The sequence below is a fragment of the Bradyrhizobium sp. ISRA464 genome (assembly GCF_029910095.1).
GTDB lineage: Bacteria > Pseudomonadota > Alphaproteobacteria > Rhizobiales > Xanthobacteraceae > Bradyrhizobium.
Window position 1 is genome coordinate 6291047 of sequence record NZ_CP094526.1, and the last position, 19360, is coordinate 6310406.

12 protein-coding genes are annotated in these 19360 nt (G+C 59.8%); 3 read left to right on the top strand and 9 right to left on the bottom strand.

Features of this window, described 5'->3' with window-relative positions; translation table 11 throughout:
- Positions 1-782 precede the first annotated feature (782 nt).
- A complete protein-coding gene (locus tag MTX19_RS29490) occupies positions 783-1661 on the bottom strand; it encodes a glycosyl hydrolase (RefSeq protein WP_280980481.1) in 879 nt (292 codons plus the stop codon).
- A gap of 639 nt (positions 1662-2300) precedes the next feature.
- The gene (locus MTX19_RS29495) at positions 2301-3560 is read right to left on the bottom strand and encodes a Glu/Leu/Phe/Val dehydrogenase (RefSeq protein ID WP_280973050.1); all 1260 of its coding nucleotides are present in this window, start codon (positions 3558-3560) and stop codon (positions 2301-2303) included.
- A gap of 806 nt (positions 3561-4366) precedes the next feature.
- Between MTX19_RS29495 and MTX19_RS29500 the strand changes: the two genes are divergently transcribed.
- On the top strand, positions 4367-6052 hold the full coding sequence (locus tag MTX19_RS29500; RefSeq protein ID WP_280985593.1) for an MFS transporter: 1686 nt from the start codon (positions 4367-4369) through the stop codon (positions 6050-6052).
- A 1033-nt stretch (positions 6053-7085) separates the two neighbouring features.
- On the opposite strand, the gene MTX19_RS29505 is transcribed toward MTX19_RS29500, so the two are convergent.
- From MTX19_RS29505 to MTX19_RS29515, 3 genes are all read right to left on the bottom strand, one after another.
- Positions 7086-7439: an integration host factor subunit beta gene (locus MTX19_RS29505; RefSeq protein ID WP_280973053.1), complete on the bottom strand. Its 354-nt coding sequence runs from the start codon at positions 7437-7439 to the stop codon at positions 7086-7088.
- Positions 7440-8431: 992 nt separating this feature from the next.
- Positions 8432-8821, bottom strand: coding sequence for a hypothetical protein (locus MTX19_RS29510; protein ID WP_280973054.1), 390 nt, complete (start codon positions 8819-8821; stop codon positions 8432-8434).
- Between the two features lie 730 nt (positions 8822-9551).
- Positions 9552-10199: an FkbM family methyltransferase gene (locus MTX19_RS29515; RefSeq protein WP_280980483.1), complete on the bottom strand. Its 648-nt coding sequence runs from the start codon at positions 10197-10199 to the stop codon at positions 9552-9554.
- A 1540-nt stretch (positions 10200-11739) separates the two neighbouring features.
- Here MTX19_RS29515 and MTX19_RS29520 point away from each other — a divergent pair.
- Positions 11740-12666, top strand: a complete 927-nt coding sequence (locus MTX19_RS29520) for a hypothetical protein (RefSeq protein WP_280985594.1) — start codon at positions 11740-11742, stop codon at positions 12664-12666.
- A gap of 761 nt (positions 12667-13427) precedes the next feature.
- Here MTX19_RS29520 and MTX19_RS29525 read toward each other — a convergent pair.
- The 4 genes from MTX19_RS29525 to ltrA form a co-directional block, all read right to left on the bottom strand.
- Positions 13428-14105 carry an energy-coupling factor ABC transporter permease gene (locus tag MTX19_RS29525; protein WP_280980485.1) on the bottom strand — a complete coding sequence of 226 codons (678 nt, stop codon included), beginning with the start codon at positions 14103-14105 and terminating at the stop codon, positions 13428-13430.
- A 682-nt stretch (positions 14106-14787) separates the two neighbouring features.
- On the bottom strand, positions 14788-15006 hold the full coding sequence (locus MTX19_RS29530; protein WP_280980486.1) for a hypothetical protein: 219 nt from the start codon (positions 15004-15006) through the stop codon (positions 14788-14790).
- 182 nt (positions 15007-15188) lie between these two features.
- Positions 15189-15371 carry a hypothetical protein gene (locus MTX19_RS29535; RefSeq protein WP_280973059.1) on the bottom strand — a complete coding sequence of 61 codons (183 nt, stop codon included), beginning with the start codon at positions 15369-15371 and terminating at the stop codon, positions 15189-15191.
- Between the two features lie 1834 nt (positions 15372-17205).
- Positions 17206-18528, bottom strand: coding sequence for a group II intron reverse transcriptase/maturase (gene ltrA, locus MTX19_RS29540; RefSeq protein ID WP_280980119.1), 1323 nt, complete (start codon positions 18526-18528; stop codon positions 17206-17208).
- A gap of 514 nt (positions 18529-19042) precedes the next feature.
- Here ltrA and MTX19_RS29545 point away from each other — a divergent pair.
- Complete coding sequence (locus MTX19_RS29545) at positions 19043-19360, top strand: hypothetical protein (protein ID WP_280980487.1); 318 nt, start codon at positions 19043-19045, stop codon at positions 19358-19360.

Below are 19360 nucleotides of genomic sequence, written 5' to 3' on the forward strand. Positions count from 1 at the left end.
ATGGATCGATACTGCTGCGGCCGCTTGGCGCTCGACTTTCATCAGCGGATCAAATAACGCGGGCCGGGCCATGGAGACCCTTCGGCCCGCTCAAGAGCGATGTGCAAGTGACGGCGTGGCAGAAATGGTGATCGATCGAACGGCACGCAGCGGGAGCGATAAACCCTGCCGAAGACACTCACAGCATAGTCTCGCAGGCTTGGGACGATCCAGTTGTGCATTGCCGGGCCTTGCTCACGACGCGATGTGGCCCGGCCTAAGCAAGGGAGTTGCTGGTCGACATGGGGTCGGAAGCATACGTTCTTTCAGCACGGGTTCCCGCAGGTGCGCTCGGACCTGAGCCACTGGCGCCAACGGCTCTGCGACGAGCTAGAGCCGTTGCCGTCTGAGAGCTTGCTGGATGCTGCGTGGCGTCGTCACAGCAGAGCCAGCGTTGGTCAGTGTCTCTTGACCCGTTGAGCGGACGCGCAGCAAATTATCAAAGACCTCGCATGGAAGGCACGCCAAGACAACTGCAGTTGCGGCGGTGGCAAGCGAGTTGCTCGGCTTCATTTTGGCGGTATGCCAAAACGTTAAGCCAGTTGAAGGTAACTCCGGCGATCCCTCCAATCCGGCTTCGCGCCAAAGAACGGAAATCGCATTGCCCGAGGGCATGGGGTGCGGTGTGGAGACCCCTCCGGCAAGTCAAAGGGCGAGCATCGATCCCCGCAGCCAGAACGAGGCAGGCCACGGCGCATGGTCACGACTGGATAAGCGCAGGTCACCTCACGGCCCGTGGATCCTCATTTTGAGGTCACGGTCCAGTCGTTGAAATTGAAGTTCATTCCGCCTGGGGACGAGGTGATCTCGACGCCGTATTGGACGCTACCGACGTTTATGTCGCCAAAGTAGCCCTTCGACTTGATCCACTCCAGGATACTCTTGATGTCCACTGTCCCACTGTTGGTCTTCGAAGTGCGAAGGAGTGAGATGACCTTGTGACCATTGAAGCCTTCAAACACGTTCCAAGTCGCCCCGCCTGCATCGATATTTCGATAGACCGGGATCGCCGCCCGCGAAGGAGAGTAATGATATGAAATGGGCTTTACGTTGCCGCCGCCGTCCGAGTTTCCGGTGTAGTTTGTCCATAGCATTATCTCATACTGGTTTGAGCTGTCCCAGATATCGTAGGCAACGTCCCAGGCGCCGCCGGCAGGAACACCCTGATTGAAGCTCGAGCGTAGCGTGTTGATTGAACTCAGCGGCTTCCCGACATTGAAAGCCTGGTGCGGATAGCTCTTGATTCCCCCGGTATTAGGCTGGTTCGACCACACGCCCCACTGGTTGACCGCACGCACAGAAATCGTCTGAGGTCCGGCGCCCGCGCCCCATACGTCGTTGTTCCAAGCGTAGCCATCGCGTGAGAAGTTCCCGTATGGAGCGCTCGAACTCCAGATCGGAGCCTTTCCAGGCGTGGCAGACGATGACCTGGCTTCATTCAGAGCCTGCCCAAATAGAAGACTATGATCCTCCTGTGCGCCAATATACCGCGTTGGCGCCGCTGGCGAGCCGGTACCGCTTATCCGATTGGAATCCATATTGCCCTCCTCGCTGTTATGAGAACTAAGCTTCTCGCCGATCCGCCCAGCGGGTACCCCAAGGTTTGTGACCAGTTCAGTCATGGACGGCATCGACACCTAGAGACCAGGTTCGAATGCTAGGAAGGTTGGCTTTCGAGAAGCTGACTAACGCGAGGAGAAGGGTGAGCCCCCGCTGCTGGGTCTGCCGTCTCGGATGACGGCAGGCTGGCTGAGAGGCGTTCTGGACTCTGTTGGTGCGACGAGCGCGCTCCTCGACTCCGACAAGCACCGGCACCTCAACCCTCGGTTGCGCCTGGGCAATCGTCGGCGAAAGCCCCTGATTTCAGGCCGGAGCAACGACTAAGGACGCGGCGGCGGGACGAGACAGGATTTGCCGCAACAGAAGCCTGAGCCAGCGCGTGCGGCGGCGGAAGCGTCGCCGACGGCAACTCGGGTTGAGCCGTGCCGCATCTGGACCCATTCATCATGCGTATCGTACGGATGCGCCAGACATTGCATCAGCATAATATGGCTCTGACTGTGTCCCGACGCACCGCCAAATGGACTGAAGGAGCAGAGCGCCGGGGCGACCGTGCTCCGCCCTGGTGCGGTCGTAACCGCTCGACACATGCCTGCCGTCATCGCGGTCGCCAAACGACACGCGAGCACGGTCGCTGGCCGTTCCACTTGAGAGTCTCTCGCGGCTGCGTCGCGCTCAGTCAATTCGGTGCTCGGATATCGCTACGGAAACAGTCCACGCGTGTCCTTTGCACCACGGACCCGCTCCACACCAATTGCCATAGCGGCGCTCCGGTTGAAAATCTTGTCTCGCCTGCTTCGCGACAATACGCGCTCAAACGCGCGATCGAGCACTTGGTACTCTCGCCGCATCACCTCTTCCTCCTCCCAGAACAATCGCTGAAGGTCCTGCACCCATTCGAAGTAGCTGACCACCACACCTCCTGAGTTGCACAAAATATCCGGGATCACAAAGATCTCCTTCTGACGCTTCTCGAGAACTCGATCGGCCTCTGGCGTGGTCGGACCATTCGCTCCTTCAGCAAGTATCCGGCAACGCAGGTTACCGGCAATTTTGCCGTTGATGACCCGTTCCACGGCGGCTGGAACAAGCACATCGCACTGCAACGTCAGCATCTCCATTGAGTCCAAAGCAAGTTCGCTGGAGTAGCCGTTCAGGCTCCCTCGCGAGGCTGCATGCCTGACCAACTGGGGAATGTCGAGGCCCGCGGGCCGATATAGCGCGCCGGTGTGATCGCTTACCGCAATCACTTTCACACCCATATTGTGCAGTTCGAGCGCGGCGATCGAACCGACATTTCCGAACCCCTGTACGACCGCGGTTGCACCACTGAGACGGATCTTAAGCTCATCTGCGGCACGATGAACCAAATGAGCGACGCCTCTGCCTGTGGCTTCACGACGTCCCAATGTTCCGCCGGCGCTGACGGGCTTTCCCGTCACGATTTCCGTGACTGTTTGCCCTTGATACATAGAGTAGGTGTCCATGAACCAGGCCATGATCTGCTCGTTGGTTCCCATGTCGGGCGCCATCACATCTGTATGCGGTCCAACGAACGGAATCATCTCCTGCATATAGCGACGCGAAAGCACCTCAAGTTCGCGCTTGGACAAGCTTGAGGGATCGACGTTGATTCCTCCCTTCGCGCCACCATAGGGCAATCCGACCAGTGCGCACTTCCAGCTCATCCAGATGGCGAGTGCCGCAACTTCGCCGAGATCAACGCTTGCAGCGAAGCGCGTACCACCTTTCGTTGGGCCAAGCGTTAGGTGATGCTGCACGCGATAGCCCTCGAAGACCGCCATCGTGCCGTCATCACGATGAATCGGACAAGAGACCGTGACCGCGCGCTTTGGCATCAGTAGCCGAGCTCTCGCGTCCTGCGGTATGCATAGATAATCTGCGATGACCTCGAATTGCTTCACGGCCATGTCAAAGACAGGTCCACGGTATGCCGTCACGTTCGCTTCCCTAGGATGAAGATTGCATGGTGGATCAAGCAACGGTGTCAGTATTTCGATTCTCGAATACTTTCATTCCACCTGCGATAGACCCGCTCTCCGCGGCCTCAACAATCGTTGGTCCCGCAGCTCCAATCGAGATCGATCTCTTGCGCCATCTTGCGTTCGGCGGAGCTCGTTCGCTAGCATCGCCGCCTGAGACGGGTTAGAACCCGCGCCAGACACACTGGCACGAAGCCATTCGGTAGGCGACAGCAAACTCCACCAATCACCGCACACCTGTGTGAGTTTGATATTGGACAAGTCCCGCGACATGGAATGTGTCGGCTCCGTCTGATCGAGAGCGCAGTTCACCACGCATCTCGCGGCGCAGAACATTTCGTACACCGCTGGCAGGGTTATATTGACAGATTGTGCTCGCAGTTGGATGCGCACTTTGTACGAAACGGACCAATGCGATCGTTCTACGCCCGCCTTCTTCTCGTGGCATAGCGCGCCTTCATCGTCTTCAGCGATCGCCGGACGTTGTGGGACAAGTTGCGACAGGTGGCTCGAGGAGCAAAAGCGTACGCGAGAGCGCGATCGGCGCTTCCCTGTTGCATCTTCGTTGCATCATGTCGTGATAGGAGATTGCAGATATCACGCCGGTAAGGGTGCCGCTTCGCACGCCGCCATTATCATCGTCTGCGTCACAGGCGATCGACGCAGCGCTTCACGCATGCCAGACTTTTGAGCGCGGCATCGCGCCGGGAACATCCTTGTGATCCGCACCCGACTCGAATCATGGTAGATCATCACGAACCGATATGATCGATCGAGCCAAAGTCCAGATGCGTAGCGCTGCCGACGGCATCACGGCGCCGCTTCGGCACGCGACCTTCCGGCGCATCTGGCTTGCGAGCCTCCTCTCGAATCTCGGCATCCTGATTCAAGGTGTTGGTGCGGCTTGGGCAATGACGCAGATGACGTCCTCGGCCGACAAGGTCGCATTGGTGCAGACCGCACTGTTGCTGCCGGTGATGCTGATTTCGTTACCAGCCGGCGCGATCGCCGATATGTATGACCGTCGCATCGTCGCACTGATCTCGCTTGGCATCGCGTGCGCCGGCGCAACCGCCCTCACCGTGGTCGCCTGGCTTAGTCTAGCCACACCGAACCTCTTGCTCATGCTTTGCTTCATCGTCGGCAGCGGCATGGCGCTGATGGGACCGGCTTGGCAATCGTCGGTTGGCGAACAAGTGCCGTTGGAAGCGCAGCTGCCTGCGGCAGTCGCGCTGAACGGCATCAGCTACAATATCGCGCGCAGCGTAGGTCCGGCGATCGGCGGCGTCGTGGTGGCGACTGCGGGCGCAGTGGCCGCATTCGCGCTTAACACGTTGCTCTATCTGCCGCTGGTAATCGCCTTGTTCCTTTGGAAACGCAGCAGCGCGCCCTCACGCCTGCCGCCTGAAGGGTTCAGCCGCGCGATAGTGTCCGGTGTGCGCTACATCAGCAATTCGCCATCGATCAAGATTGTGCTCGTCCGCACTTTGGTGACCGGCGTCGTCGGCGGCGCAGTCACCGCGCTGATGCCGCTGGTGGCGCGCGACCTCTTGCATGGTGACGCTCAGACCTACGGCATCATGCTCGGCGCCTTTGGCCTGGGCGCGGTGGTCGGCGCACTGAACATCACCGAGATCCGCAAGCGGATGAGCGGCGAGGCCGCAATCCGCGCCTGCGCGCTGACGATGGGCGCGGCGATCGCCGCGGTCGCGCTCAGCCGCGAAGCTGTGTTGACCGCGGCGGCACTGGTCCTGGCCGGGGCCGTCTGGATGATGGCGTGGACCGTGTTCAACATTGGGGTGCAGTTGTCGGCACCGCGCTGGGTGGCCGGACGCTCGCTCGCAGCCTATCAGGCGGCGAGCTCAGGCGGAATTGCCGTCGGCAGCTGGGGTTGGGGTCATCTAACCGACGCGGCAGGGGTCGAAACTGCGCTCATGGTGTCGGCCGCCTTGATGCTGGCCTCTCCACTGATCGGCCGTTGGCTGCCCATGCCCCGCGTCGGCGCGAGAGGAGAAGAAGCCGCGCTTGTCGGCGATCCCGAGGTACGTCTCGCCTTGACCGGGCGTAGCGGACCGCTCGTCGTCGAGATCGAGTATCGGGTTGCACAGGAGAATGCGCGAGCGTTTCATAATGTGATGCAGGACGTGCAACTGTCACGCCAGCGCAACGGGGCCTATGGCTGGTCGATCGCGCGCGACATTGCCGATCCCGAATTGTGGACCGAGCGCTATCACTGCCCGACCTGGTTCGACTACTTGCGCTGGCGCAACCGCTCGACCCAGTGGGAACGTGAATTAGAGCAGCGGGCCATTCGTTTCCATATCGGCCCTGCGCCGGTACGCGTCCGCCGCATGTTGGAGAGGCCGTTCGGCTCAGTCCGTTGGAAGGACGACACGCCCGAACTGGGACCCGCGATAATACGGCCGCAAGCTCGGCAAAGGCACCAATAGCCGGCCGCCCCGGCCGATCGGGTGGACCAGCTTGCTGAGAGTTGAACCGTCTGGGACACTAAACAGCCGAACACCGATTTTCCCGCAGGTTCCACAGCGAGTTCAAAGGCTGGCCATCGGCCCGCGATCGGGTCATTGGTCTCAGCTTCGCCTGGCGTGCCGATCAACATTCGACAATCGCCGCATCAGATCCTGCCTTTTTCGGAAGGCTCTCAAAGAGCCTGCCTGCGCCAAAGTTCAACGAACTTCAGTCCAATGGCGCAGCGAAGATGCATGATGTCCTCGAAGAAGCAGGAATAGTGCATCCGGAATCAGTTATCGGTTTTATATCAAAGTGGGCATTGGAACTACCGCTCCTGGCTTGTCTAATTGTGCAATCGAGGGTGATTGATGCGCAATCATGACCTTGTCTCCGGCAGCCTTCTCGCACTGACTGCGACCAGCTTCGCGCTGCTCTGTTCGAGCCTGCTCGTCCTTGCCTTCATTTAGCCGGACGTCCTGATTGTTTTACACGCGCCGTGAAGGCGAACCACCGCGCTCCACGGGGCCCAAAGCCGGCAAGGACTTTGATGCCGTCGTTGTCCGAGGGAAGCTGAGAACGTCGCGTTGCACGTGCAGCCTACAGCCAGGACAGCGGACACAACTGCGTGCATATGCATGTCTGGGTTCGTCGAGGCGCATGAGGCACGTAGACTGTCCTGGACGACGTCGCATAAGCGCCCTTCTTTCTGCGCGATCGTCACGAGCTTCGAATGGCTCACCCCTCGGTGGAAATGGATCATTGCCGCGCTGATCGGCGCAGCCGGCCTCATATCAAGGGCCGCAGAGAATGTCCGCTGTCGACGGTCGTGGTTTGACCGCTCACCGTCGTCAACCTAACCATCCGATTTCAGCGGTGACGGTCATGGGTCAGGTAGAAAAACGCTTCAATTTGAGTCCGCGCCGGCCGCATGGCGAGTACGGCCGCATTGCGCATAGACGAAACAAAAGACAGCCTTGTGGTGATTGCGGGCGAAGATCAGTTGCCCTGTGGTCACGCGGTTTCTTTTGGCCAAATACATCTGTCGAGCTGCTTGTCGGATGGTGAGGATACCGTCTCGCATTGCATCTCGCGCTTCAGGCGCTCGCGCATTTCCTTGCCGGCCTTGAAGGACGGAAGGCGCTTCTGGTCAATGTGAACGTTCCGCCCTGTTCGTGGGTCGCGGCCCGTGCGAGCCCGGCGTTGCTTGACCGAAAATACTCCGAAGCCACGCAACTCGACCCGGTCGCCGCGCACGAGTGCGTCGACGATCTCGTCCAGGATTGCGCTTACGATTTTCTCGACGTCACGCTGATAAAGATGCGGGCTGCGGTCGCTGATGCGCTGAACGAGCTCGGACTTGATCATCGACGCGGGTATCCACTCTATTTTGCGAGAGGCCGCCATATCTGCGAAAGCGTCGGCAACTGTCAAGCATGCCAGGCAGATCGGGCGACGCTTGAGACACCCGCCATTGTCACTGTCAAATTTGGCAGACTACGGGAATTTGTCCTCGTCCTAGACGAAACCAGCGCCTGCCATACCTCGCTGCTCGGCGCTGGGCGGCCGACGAGTTTCGGCGCCGTCCGGATCGTACCAGCGTTGGTGCCCTTGCAGGCCAGCGCGAGATCAGTGCGGACCTCGAGGCAAGACTGTCCATGGCCGAATAAAAGCACCTCAGATCAAAATGAGGATTATTGACGAAAACACGCCGTCACCAACGAAGGACGACCCAGGACTTTCACGATCGGCTTATAGAAAACGGTCGCGCAGATGTAGGCAATAAGACGCAAAGGCAGCGATTGGCAAGATCGCGACATGTCAGCATTCGCTCAGTGGTCGGATGGCGTCTCCTCTGGAACAGCAAAGCCGGCCTTTACGCGATCCAACACGACCATCATTTTGACCCTCGATGTCCTGGTTCCAGAGAGAGTGCTGGTGAACTGCTCGAATTCTCCCATGATGCGGGCCGTATTATATAGGACGAAATCCGCCTCGCCGGATTATCGAGGTACATCGGCTCCTGCTGAGGCCGTTCGCTCTGCGCCAATCGTCCAACCAGCGCCCGCGTTGCGTCCACGACATGGACGCCGCAATCATCTGGTCATTGACGATTCCGAGGACGGTTTCTCGCCGATCGTGCTCGGCCCGGGCCGCAACGTCAGTCGATACCGACGGCTTTTGCCGAACCTCGGGCAAACACGGAACCTTCTTGAGCCAGGCAGGACAAATTGAGCTCCTGAACGCGCTCTTTCGGCGGAACCCATCGGCTCGCTCCATAGGCTTGATCACCACCAGGAAACCATGACGTTCTGACGCACGGCCGCGGAGATAGAATTGATCGACCGCGTATCGAATATTCAGGCGATGTGGGCGCGTGGACTGCGCCGTTGCCGCGATCTTCCACGAGCTCGCCGAGATGCCTTACCCCTCATCGGCGGGATTTTACCAAGGGCACATTCGGGCTCTGGAGTGTTTGTGTCGACGACTGACGGCCGCTCGTGGCTCTCCATGTATTCCAGCACGCCACGCCCCTTCTCCGTGATGTGCCATCCGAACGAGTAGCGTTCGACAAGCCTCATGGAAAATATACTCAGATCAGGTACCCTGGCAGCGAGGCGCTTGGTGCGCTCGGACCAATCTTGGCCGCTCGTGGCCAGAATGGCAATGTCGCGCTTGAGATCGTCGAGCTTGGCGAGGCCATTCGGATAGCTAACAAGCAGCTTCAAAATGGTCACCTGAAGATTCATGGACCACTACAGGGCAACGAGAAATAGGCGAGCTTCTGAAGCAGGCCGACACATGGGACGTCACTCAAAAAGTATGGAGCGCAATGTGCCTCAACTGCTTATGCGGAACAAGCCCATCCGAAGACGGCGCGAGCGTACGCCTCGGACATAGTGCGCGGATGAGCTCTCGCCTGTGAGAAGCGGCCGCCTTGAAATATTCGAGCGACCGCCAGTTCAAGGGTCTTGAATCGCACGTGGCGTCATATTGTAATATCTGAAACCAGATCAACCGACGGGGAAACCCGGCCGTCTGGGACGATCGCGTAGATCCGGCGCGACGAATTTCACCTCGTTGGCCTGCAGATCCTTTGCCGCGCCTGAGGCGAGGCAAAGACGGTCGATGCCGTTGATCGATGCAGGGTCGCAGGCGGCGCCGGGAATCAATAGTCGCGCGCGAGATCGCTCGACAGGAGCATGGCGGGTCTGATGCTGGACGAAGATGGGTCGTGCTGACTGCCAAGTACCGTTAGGACTGAAGATTGCGCCGATTGCAACCATTCAAGCGCGACGGTCGGGATTGAAGCGAGGATGCGCCATCAAAACCAATCGTGCACCATCTCGCTCCTCTTCGCAACGTGCCGCATAGAAGCTGGCAGGGTCGATATCACAAAACGAGTACCCTGTGGTTCACGGTCGGCCACGATGCGAACATTGGATGGCACGCCTGTCGTGCCCAAAAGCGGCGATCGTTCTAAAATCGCGTGTTCTTGAGCAGCACATCGCCTTCTACCGCGCCCGGATAATGGGTTGCCACTTCGAACGAAGGCAACAGCTCAAGAATGGCCTGCAAGGATAGCTGCCCTTCGTAGAGCTCCCGGTCGCTGTATTCTGTATAAATAAAGCGCGTATTGCTGAAGGCCTTTCTGCCGCCCGCGATCACATCGGACTCTGCTCCCTGCACGTCCATCCAAATGAAATCGATCTTGTCCAGCTTCGCTTCGCTACACCAGTCGTCCAGCCGTCGCGTTTCAACCGAGAATGGCTTGTCAAACCGGACCCACCCGTACTCGGTCAGATGGTTTTTGGGCCGGCGTATCGAGCCCGAGAGATCCCATTCCTTCGCCTCTCCCTCCCCATTGCTTGGGTGGAATTCGATCGTTCCATTTCGATCGCTGATCGCGACCTCAAACAGCCTCACCTTGTCGAGGCACGGCCCCAGGTTGTTCTTGAAACGAGCGATCGCTCGAGGGTCCGGCTCAAAGCAATAGAGCTGCGCCTGCGGGCACAGCTTGAGAAAATGTTTCGTATCGGTGCCGTCGTTGCAACCGATGTCCAGGATGACCGGGTTTGGCTTCTGGAGAAGCGAAATAATGTGCCGGTGCACTTCTGCGGAAGACATGGGCTCTTTTCCCATCGGCGTGGAGGTCCATTGATACCTTGTCCGAAAAGCGCAATTACACGGCAGCTCTCCACGCACAACGTATATCAACGTATATTGTAGATATCCCGAAACTGGCCATGGTTCAGGGCGTCGCTAGCATCGATGGTGCCACTCGCACGCGAGCCTGGCGATCTACTGCCCACCGGAGGGTCAACGCTCCAAGAACCGAAAACGGTGGCAGCGAAGGATCGCGTCTCGAGCACATCAGATGATCTCGAATCTCTGCAAGAAGAGCGTTCTGCACGCCGGCGCGCTCGATACTCTCGGCGGAATGATGATGCGGATCTCCTTTACTGCAAGCAAAAAGGCTGATGACGTCAATACTTGACGAGATTCGACGATTGGCTTGGACTGCCAAGGCGTCCGCGTGCTGCTCGCTGCAGGCAAGCCATCCGGTGTCTGCAGTCCGCCAAGCTGTCTGCTGCGCGACATTTGCCGCACAAGGAATGTCGGTATTTCTCAACATTTGCAATGGCCCAAATCCTGCTTCTTGTTCGAGACCAAGAAGATCGAGGTGAAGTCATCTGCCTCGACACCACATTCAACCATCGCTCGCCAGATATGAATTGATGCATCTTTTTCCCACCTTCTTCATTGCGCGTGTCTCGGCTCCTTCGAGATCAGACTGGCGTCGCTGCAGGTCTTTCTATCGACAACGAAGACGCACCGCTGGGCGTGACTGAAGAAACCGGAGAACCTGCAGGTCTATCCCATCGCTTCACACTCCGATCACGGATGCTCGTTGACGCGGCATCTTCGTGGCCGGCGCCATTGACGGCTGGCGGTCCGGCCTCAACAGCAACCGATCACCAAAATCCGTCCGACGGCCGCTTGCCGGACCTTCGTCGGCCCCAACCACCAGCAGACGCCGGCGGCAGCGCCTGTTGCCGACGCCGGCTGCGAACAATGCCAAGCAGCGAGCACTTTCTTGATTGAACGATTGGGGGCCGCAAGCCGCTGGACGCTCACCGCTGGGGCCGGCTGTCTGCTGACATCGAACCTGAAGTTCCGATCCATGATAAAGAAGAGAGGGCGATAGAAGAATGAAAGGGGATCTCATACTCGTTGGGCTTGGTCCCTACGCCCGGGCGAAGTACATTCCTCTGATCGAGAATGCCGTCGCCGGCAGGCTGGCGTCGGACTTTCATGTCGTTGAGCTTGAGAGCGCCAGAGATGGCGTGAATGCCTTCTTTCGGAGTCGCGCATGCAAGCCGGCGAGCGTCTCATACGTCCCCGATCTGCGCCGATACGGAATCTGGTACTCCCGTGATGGGGAGGACGTTCTCAAAGCCAGAGCAACTCCAGCCACGAAAGTAATCATCTCAACGGAACCAAAGGCTCATCTAGGCTACCTCCGAGCGGCTCTCGGACTTGGCCTCGATTGTCTGGTCGATAAGCCCGTCATACTTCCCATGACTTCGTGTGGGCGCCCTGCAGCCAACCGCATCGTTGATGCAATCACGGAGCTGAAGGAGATCTGCAGGCGCACAGGCGGCCGTTGCGCCGTAATGACGCCTCGCCGTTACAAGCCGTCTACGAACTGATTGGACGGTATGCGCGCCACGCTTCTCGCAAGCTCGGTACCCCGGTCACGTATATTGGTATCGAGCATCACGCGGGGGTATGGAACACCGAGGAGGAGATACTCTGCCGCGAAGACCATCCCTACCGGTACGGCTACGGAATGCTTTGTCATTCCGGCTATCACTACATCGACGTTCTTTCCGGCATGCTGGCTCACAACGAGGATAACTTTGGGGGCCTCGCGATCGAATTGGATATCCACCGGGCGACGGCGGCCGACCAGGTCCGGCAGATCGGCCCGGACGCGGTGCGCAGGCTTCGGGGCGAGGCACCAATTCCTGGACTGTCCCCCACTCCGACGTTCTGGGGCGAGACTGACCTCGTCTCAGCTGGAGCCGCACGCCGTAGTGGAAGCCGCGAAACCGTTTGCCTTTTCCGGCTCGACCTCCTGCAGACCAGCGTATCACTTCGCAATTGGCGCCAGCTGCCAATCAATGTCTACAACAAGAATGGGCGGCACACCTTGGAGGCTATCCGCTTGAACATCGGTCCGTTCGCTGCGATCGAGGCTAGAGTTTTTCAGCGGATGCATTCGGACAGAGACGGTGGTCCGCGGTCCGCCAAGGAGGCGCATATTATGCTTTGGCGGAATGGCGGCTTCCTCGGCCGATCCGCTTTGCGGGAGAGGGTCTATTCAGCACGCGATACCCTCGTCGAAAACGCCGACCTTGGCGCTAGCCGCAAACGACTGTTTAACGATTGGCTTGGAGGCCGCAGCGGCAAGAGCGCCCTCGAGTCGCACACCCGAACGATCTCACTCTTCGCTCGCTATCTGGCGGCGCTCACAACGGATCCGGCTGATTCCACCGCATCACTCACGATTGACGATGTCTCGGCGTGACATTCGTCCAAGTTGAGTTCGGCGTGCTCTGGCCCGTTCCGCAACGTTGGCGCGAGAATTATCGAACCCGGAGGATACCAATTTTCATTGTAAGCCGGCAGGCCCACCGGGTGCGGCCCCGCATTGGCGGGGGATGTCCGTCCCGAATGGACTGCCATATGATTGGAGCGTTCATGAAATTCGTATTTGCCTTCGCCCGGTCGCTGTAGCTGGCGGCCGGGCTTTTTGGGCCGGTCTTCCAGCGGGACGATCAGGCCAGACGCCCGTCCGCGATGGGCCACTTCTTCACAGTTGCCGCCGCTTGCGCCGCGCTGGCAGGCACGCATAACTGCGTAGGCTGGGTGTCAATCCAGCGTGATGGATGAACGCCGGCACCAGAGAACCGAGAGAGAGTCGCCTGAAGGCGAGGCTGAGCGACTGCAGGATAGCGAAGTCACCGCTTGCCGACTGGATTTGACGCCGACTTCGCTGCAGCCCGTCGCGTCGGAGGCCTGAGGGTGGCGAACCAAATTCCTCGCGGCCATAGCAGCTCCCACGCCGGTGGCCGCCCAGTCTGCCCGATGATCGACGACGAGCAAGCGAGAAGCAGCCCTCATGCGCAGTCCGGCCCATTCCTCCTATAGCTCCACGAAATGTCGACGGTTTGCTATCCGTGCGAGCCGCGGCGAGGGTCAGCTTCCCGGTATTCCGGCAACCGATACACAATCGGGAACAGAGCCACATCCCTTGAATGGCGGCACATCCCGTCCCGCCGATCATCGCTAGCCAGAGTTGTGGAGGCGGGTCGTCACCAGCGCATCCGCGGTCAGATCACGCACTGCCTTGGCTGTCGCCAACACCGCAAGGTCGGCGAACGGCTCGATGACGATGACGATCACATAGGATGCGGCGAAAGTTACGATGTTGGAAAGGTTCGCCGCGCCAAATCCGGCGCCATACAGGGCCCAGAAGGCCACCCACGCCACGATACCCGACTGATATGCGGTCGATAGCGCCAGCGTTTGCGAGTATCGGAGGTCGACATAAGCGGTGTTGCGGGAAACGATACGCTGGGCAAGCGCCTGAATCGCGAGCAGCGGGACCAAGAGTGTGGTTACGTTCATGCCATATTGCGGTAGGTCGGTCGGCACGAAGCACAGGCCTTGCACCAGAAGGCCGAGCGCCAATCCGAGCGCAGCTGGCGCTGCACCGAACAACAAGAACAGCGTCGAGCCGAGGATGAAGTGCACTTCGGACACCCCGACCGGAAAGTGCGGCAAGATCTCGAAAAACGTGAAGACGAGCGCAGTCGCCACGCCCGTCCGCACCAGAAACGACGCGATGCCCTTTTCACGAACGGTTTCGACCGCGAGCTTGAGTGCGACGCCGCCTACGGCCATACCCGTCGCGTAGCCCAGCACGAGCTTCGTGCCCGTTACGAGTCCCGGTTCGATATGCATCCTCTTATGTCCTTCCTGCCGTCACACCCGACGGCCCTGGCGCCAAAGAACGAGCGGAGCCGCTCTCCTGGCTTGCGGGCCAAGAGAGATCGCCGGCATTGCTTTGCTGCTCGGGCCAGTGGCGCATTGCAGCCTCTCGCCTTGCGGTCGTAAGGGCGAGCGCAATACTGGGCGCAGCAACTGCCTCATCGCTCATTCCCGATCATGCTTCGACCTCTTGTGCTATAGTTCGAGTGGCATGCATGTGGTGTTTGCCTCTTCCGAGCAACGGACGTCAAGTGTGGAGTGAGCGATGGCGTTATCGCGAGATGTTCGCCGCCAGCGAACTGACTGGGACGACGAAGGTCGTGATCGCCGCGCCGACGCTCGAAATAAGAGTGGCGAGCGCTGCGAGCTTGGCGCGGACGGGCCGGTTATCGGCAAGCGTTGGGAGCGAAACCGTGTTGGAGCAGTTTTCTGCCCGTTCGCGAGTAAGCGACTCACCTAGATCACGCTGGTGTTGGTGGATGGGCGAGCGTCGTCCAACCGAAATCTGCGCGGCAATTCGCCGCGCTCGGCGTCCGGTCCGCGAAGCTGCAAGGCAACGTCTTTCCCCGACCTTCAGAGATGCTCAACGAAGGCGAGCAGATCTCCTTTGCAGCCGCTCGACGTCATTGACCAGTTACCGACATCATCGATCAAGTCACGATGTCGCCGTCATCTGCGCAAACAACGTTGCAGAGTCCGACGGTCCAAGTCCGACAATGCCTACAAAGCTTGGCGGTGGCATCGGAATGTCCCGATATGTCGGCTTCCACAGATGCAGGCAATAGCGGCTGTTATTCACATATTGCGAATGAGGCGGATGCAGCTGCATCACGCATTCCTCTTCATCCCAGAACAGATCCTTGACAAAGCACATCTCTTCCCAGTTCGGGCAGCGCCGCGCCGTCGACGCGGAGACATGCTCCCAGCCTGGGCGAACCAGTCCGCTGATCTTGAGTTCACAGCCGCAAGGCCCTTGGACCAAGAACAGGCCGCAGGGACCTGATCCCGGAACACTGGCGAATCGGCCGGATCGTATACGGCCAGCCTCCAGCTTTTCTATGATCCGTGATCGCATGCCCCCTCCTTCGCTTCGCGGATCCTTTTGAAATCCACGTGGATTACGTTGTCCCGCGTCCCATTGATCGGCGCGAGTTGAGTTTTCAATGCAACATTCCGGTCAGCCTGCGTGAGCGGCTGCACGAACAATCTGCGAAGCAAGGCGCAGATGCCGGTCATCATTCATCCCTCCACTACCCATTTTTGAAAGCTCAGGACCCTCTTCGAAGAATTCGATCAAGCGGTCTTGCCGGCGCGCCGGAATGGCGCTTTCCCGATTCATCACCGCCTAATGGCAAAGCGGCTCTCACAGAACCCGGCGCGACAGGGATCCGGAGGACTTTGCCAACCCCAGATTTGGTTTTCCTCGCTCTTGCCCACGTACGATCCGTCTTGCGAGCCGACCGCAATCCGGGCCGCAAGACGCGCGACTGACACGGACCGGTTGGAAGCGAAGGAAGAACGCCCGAAGGCAGGCCTACGAACCCGTGACAGCTCGGCCGGTGATCGTCTCGCCCAGCCTTCGTTTACGACGCGATCATTGCGAGCGACCCGATCGAACGCAGAGAGCGCATAGTCGCGGCGGTGGGCGGAATAAATGAGCAGCACAGGACTTGCGCCGCTGACAAATGGTCTCCTTCATCGCGGATGCGTCGACTGGCGTGCGCAATACAATCCTATCGAGCATGTTTCGTCCGGACTTTCCGTCATGGCCAGCAAGCCGTGTGGCGCCCTCACATGGTTGTGGCTTCCACAAGCGTTGCCGCCTCGGTCAGATGCGCGCTTGTCGCCGTAGTACTCGATCATTCCTAGGCCCTCGCTCCTCGGCGAGCCTGAAACAGGCCAATGCGTCATCTATGTGGCCGCATGAGCGAAGTTCGGCTCGAAAGCCTGATAAAGCGTCTGCATTCGCGGGGTGGACGGTCACGTGCGCCGATGCCGCCCCTCTTTAATGTCCCATGCCGGCGGCGAGCTCCCGCCATAGATCTGCATCAGCCTGTCAGATGCGCTTTGCAGAATAAGACCACATGCTTTCCAGTATCTGACGGACTGCCATCGCCACGTCAGTTTCAAGCCGAGCGAGCAAGCCAAGGGCGACGATGGTTCGCTGGCACTGTCTCCAAACTGACGGCGCGCCGAGGGCCAGATCGTCAAGCGACCTTGATCGGCCGCGAGCCCGGGGTTGTCTGGCACGCCGAAGCCGCAACGCGGCGGCCGCCACGGGGGCGACGTCCAGATCCTGCGCTTGATGCTCGAACTTGAGCGGCATCACTTGGGGTCGTCCTACCATCGGCGTCTGTTTGAGGACAAAGCAGGCCGGAAACCTGACAACGGGGTTCTGTCCATTCCAGAGTAGCGCGGGCATCTATCCCCGTTTCGTGCTCGTTGGGCACGGAACGCGCCGTGCTTCGCGAGCGGCACGGCGATTGCTGGATGGGGAGCAATGAGTCGCCGCGGCCCAGCGCTAGAGGCGACGCTGTCTCAGGAGATTTCGATGAGGCTCGCCCAACTGATGCTTGTCAATTCGGTTCTGATTCCTCTCCTGCTTGGAAGCGCGGACGCGTCGGACATCAATATACCGGTCGTCCCGAACCTTCCTGTGTTGGCCAACGCGCCCGCGGGGTCGTCGAAGCAGGCAAACCGGCCCAAGGATCGCCTTGAACGTGCGCTCCAGCGAGAGGTCTTACAGAGAATTCACCAACGCCGTGGCATTTCAGGTGTCGCTCTCGCCTGGCGACGTCCGCCCGATCCAGCTCATCGAGAACACCCATACGGCTGCGAAGGTCCATTTCATGCCTACGCTTGGCGACCTCTGCCCGTCGCGTTCGATTTCCGACGTCATGGATGGTGCCAGGACAGTGGTCATGACAGCTGTCACAACATTGAGTATCCGCGACCGCGCCGGTAGAGTCGGGGAAGGGCGCGGTAGCTTGGGCCATTCGGCAACGCCCCGTTTCCCTTCCTCGCTCATCAAACCGGACGTGCGGAGCTACCGCATCCGGCTTTCCGACTGGCTTCAGTGCAAGGCCCACGGCGGCGGTCCCAAGTGGACGCGTCGGAGGTGCAAGACCCCGAGCGCGCCAAACACAGCCTCTCGCGGGAAGAGGCGGGTGCCACGCGACGGCACCTTGTGACGTCGGACCAGGAATCCGCGGACCCGTTCGTACACATGGTTATCGACGGTCCGGTACGCCGGTTTCCGAGTGCCGTAGCCGAAGTACGTGCTCCAGCCTCGCAACAAGCGATTGAGCCGGTCACGCACGTCAAGCCAGCACCCGGTGTTGCCGGGGACCAGGATATCGCTCACCTTGGCTTTGAGCCGCTGAACACTCTTCTTGGACGGGCTCGCGCCCAGATACCAATGGCCATCTTTCCGGTACCGATGCGGCCCGAAGCTATAACCAAGGAAGTCGAAGCTCTCGCGCCGGGCATCCTTCACCGAGGTTTTCGCCTCGTTGAGCGTCAGCCCGAGTTTCGTCATCACCGCTTTCGTCCACGCCAGAGCCTCGTGCGCATAGCCGCGGCTGAGGATGACGAAGTCGTCGGCGTACGAGACGATGTGGGCGCGGAAGGCTTCGCCGCGTCCGGTCAATCGCCAATGCTTCAGGAACCGGTTCATATAGATGACGGAGAGCAGCGGGCTTGCAACACCGCCTTGCGGTGTGCCGCGCTTGCTGTTCTTGCCGCCACTCATGCGCCGCTTCCCGTTGCCGTCCCGCTCCTCGACCGGCGCTTGCAGCCACAGCTTGATCAGCCACAGCACATGCCGGTCAACGATGCGTCGGGCCACCGATTTGAGGAGGTCCGAATGCGGGATCGTGTCGAAATATTTCGACAAATCGGCGTCAACCACGTCGGTATAGCCCCGGCAAATCAGCCGGTGCGTTTCCTTGATCGCATCGACCGCGCTGCGACGCGGACGATAGCCATAAGCACTGTCCTCGAAGTCCGCTTCGAATATCGGTTCCAACACGAGTTTGGCGGCAGTCTGAATGACGCGACAGCGGATCGTGGGAATGCCGAGCGCGCGCTCGCCTCCCCCGGGCTTCGGGATCATCACCCGCCGCACCGGATCGGGTCGGTACGTCTTCGAAACGAGGTCCTCGCGCAGCCCCGCTAACCATGCTTCCACGCCCGACGCCTCGATCTGCTCAAAGGTCACCCCGTCAACACCAGGCGCACCCGCATTGGCACGGGCCAGCGCGTAGGCGTGGCGCAGAATGTCCTCACGGCAGATCTTGTCGTAGAGCAAATAGAAGCGGTAGGCAGGCTCCGCCTTCGCCTTGCAATAGAGCTTTCTCTGAAGGGTCCTGATCCTTTCAGGCGTTTCGAGGCTCATCGCCAATCACCTGTTTCCTCACCGTCTTTGAAAGCACACCAGAAGTCAGGGACCTTCCCTCCGCCGGCATTACCCGGTTTCAACGGTACCGCGTCCCTGTCCGACTCCCGCTGCAGGCCGCCGCCAATTGCGACGTTGAAGACGCGACCTCCGCCCGCTGCGGGTCTCCCCCGATTACCCGCATCGCCCTTCCAGCGTGCCGAGTCCACTACCCCGGCGGATCAAACAGGTGCGCACGTCGATTGCTTCCCTATCCACACGGCCTTCCCCGTATCTCAGGCGGGTCGGCATCCGCATCTTCACTTTCGAGGCCTGCTCAGACTTCACTCATATTACGGCCCGCTGGATTGCTCGACCGCCCAAGGCGGCCTTTGTCACGAGGCTTCGAACCGGCCGGTTACCCGACCGATCCGCTCGTCAGCTACCAGATCAATCGACAACTATCTGGGTGGAATCCTCCTCCACTGGTGATGCGCGCCGTCGGGGCGCACTGAGATATGACGGCGCAGGCAAGATGCAGACGATGAATGCGTTCGCAACACCTGATGCGGAGCGGCAGACGCTCTTTGCGCTGGCAGCCACCACTGAGCTTCATCGACGTGTGGAGATCGCAGGCGCCGATGTTGGCCCCGCCGCTCCGTTACGACCAAGCAGCGAAAGCACGCACCGGACGGAAGCAGAGCAGTTTAGTGATCCGAGCTGGATGGGTGCCGCGTCCTTGCTCAGTGACGCTGCTACGACGGCGATGGGCATCCTTGCCGTTTTTGCCAGCGAGCTTGATGTCCAGGCGGTCGTAGCGCGACCCGGCTTGCTGCCGTCAACCTTGGGGTAG

Excerpts from the sequence above, each read along its gene's own strand:
- MTX19_RS29505 (WP_280973053.1), bottom strand. The coding sequence starts at position 7,439 with ATGATCAAGTCCGAGCTCGTTCAGCGCATCAGCGACCGCAGCCCGCAT.
- MTX19_RS29515 (WP_280980483.1), bottom strand. The coding sequence starts at position 10,199 with ATGTCTTCCGCAGAAGTGCACCGGCACATTATTTCGCTTCTCCAGAAG.
- MTX19_RS29510 (WP_280973054.1), bottom strand. The coding sequence starts at position 8,821 with ATGAATCTTCAGGTGACCATTTTGAAGCTGCTTGTTAGCTATCCGAAT.
- MTX19_RS29500 (WP_280985593.1), top strand. The coding sequence starts at position 4,367 with ATGATCGATCGAGCCAAAGTCCAGATGCGTAGCGCTGCCGACGGCATC.
- ltrA (WP_280980119.1), bottom strand. The coding sequence starts at position 18,528 with ATGAGCCTCGAAACGCCTGAAAGGATCAGGACCCTTCAGAGAAAGCTC.
- MTX19_RS29535 (WP_280973059.1), bottom strand. The coding sequence starts at position 15,371 with ATGATGACCGGCATCTGCGCCTTGCTTCGCAGATTGTTCGTGCAGCCG.
- MTX19_RS29490 (WP_280980481.1), bottom strand. The coding sequence starts at position 1,661 with ATGACTGAACTGGTCACAAACCTTGGGGTACCCGCTGGGCGGATCGGC.
- MTX19_RS29525 (WP_280980485.1), bottom strand. The coding sequence starts at position 14,105 with ATGCATATCGAACCGGGACTCGTAACGGGCACGAAGCTCGTGCTGGGC.
- MTX19_RS29530 (WP_280980486.1), bottom strand. The coding sequence starts at position 15,006 with ATGTGCTTTGTCAAGGATCTGTTCTGGGATGAAGAGGAATGCGTGATG.
- MTX19_RS29545 (WP_280980487.1), top strand. The coding sequence starts at position 19,043 with ATGCAGACGATGAATGCGTTCGCAACACCTGATGCGGAGCGGCAGACG.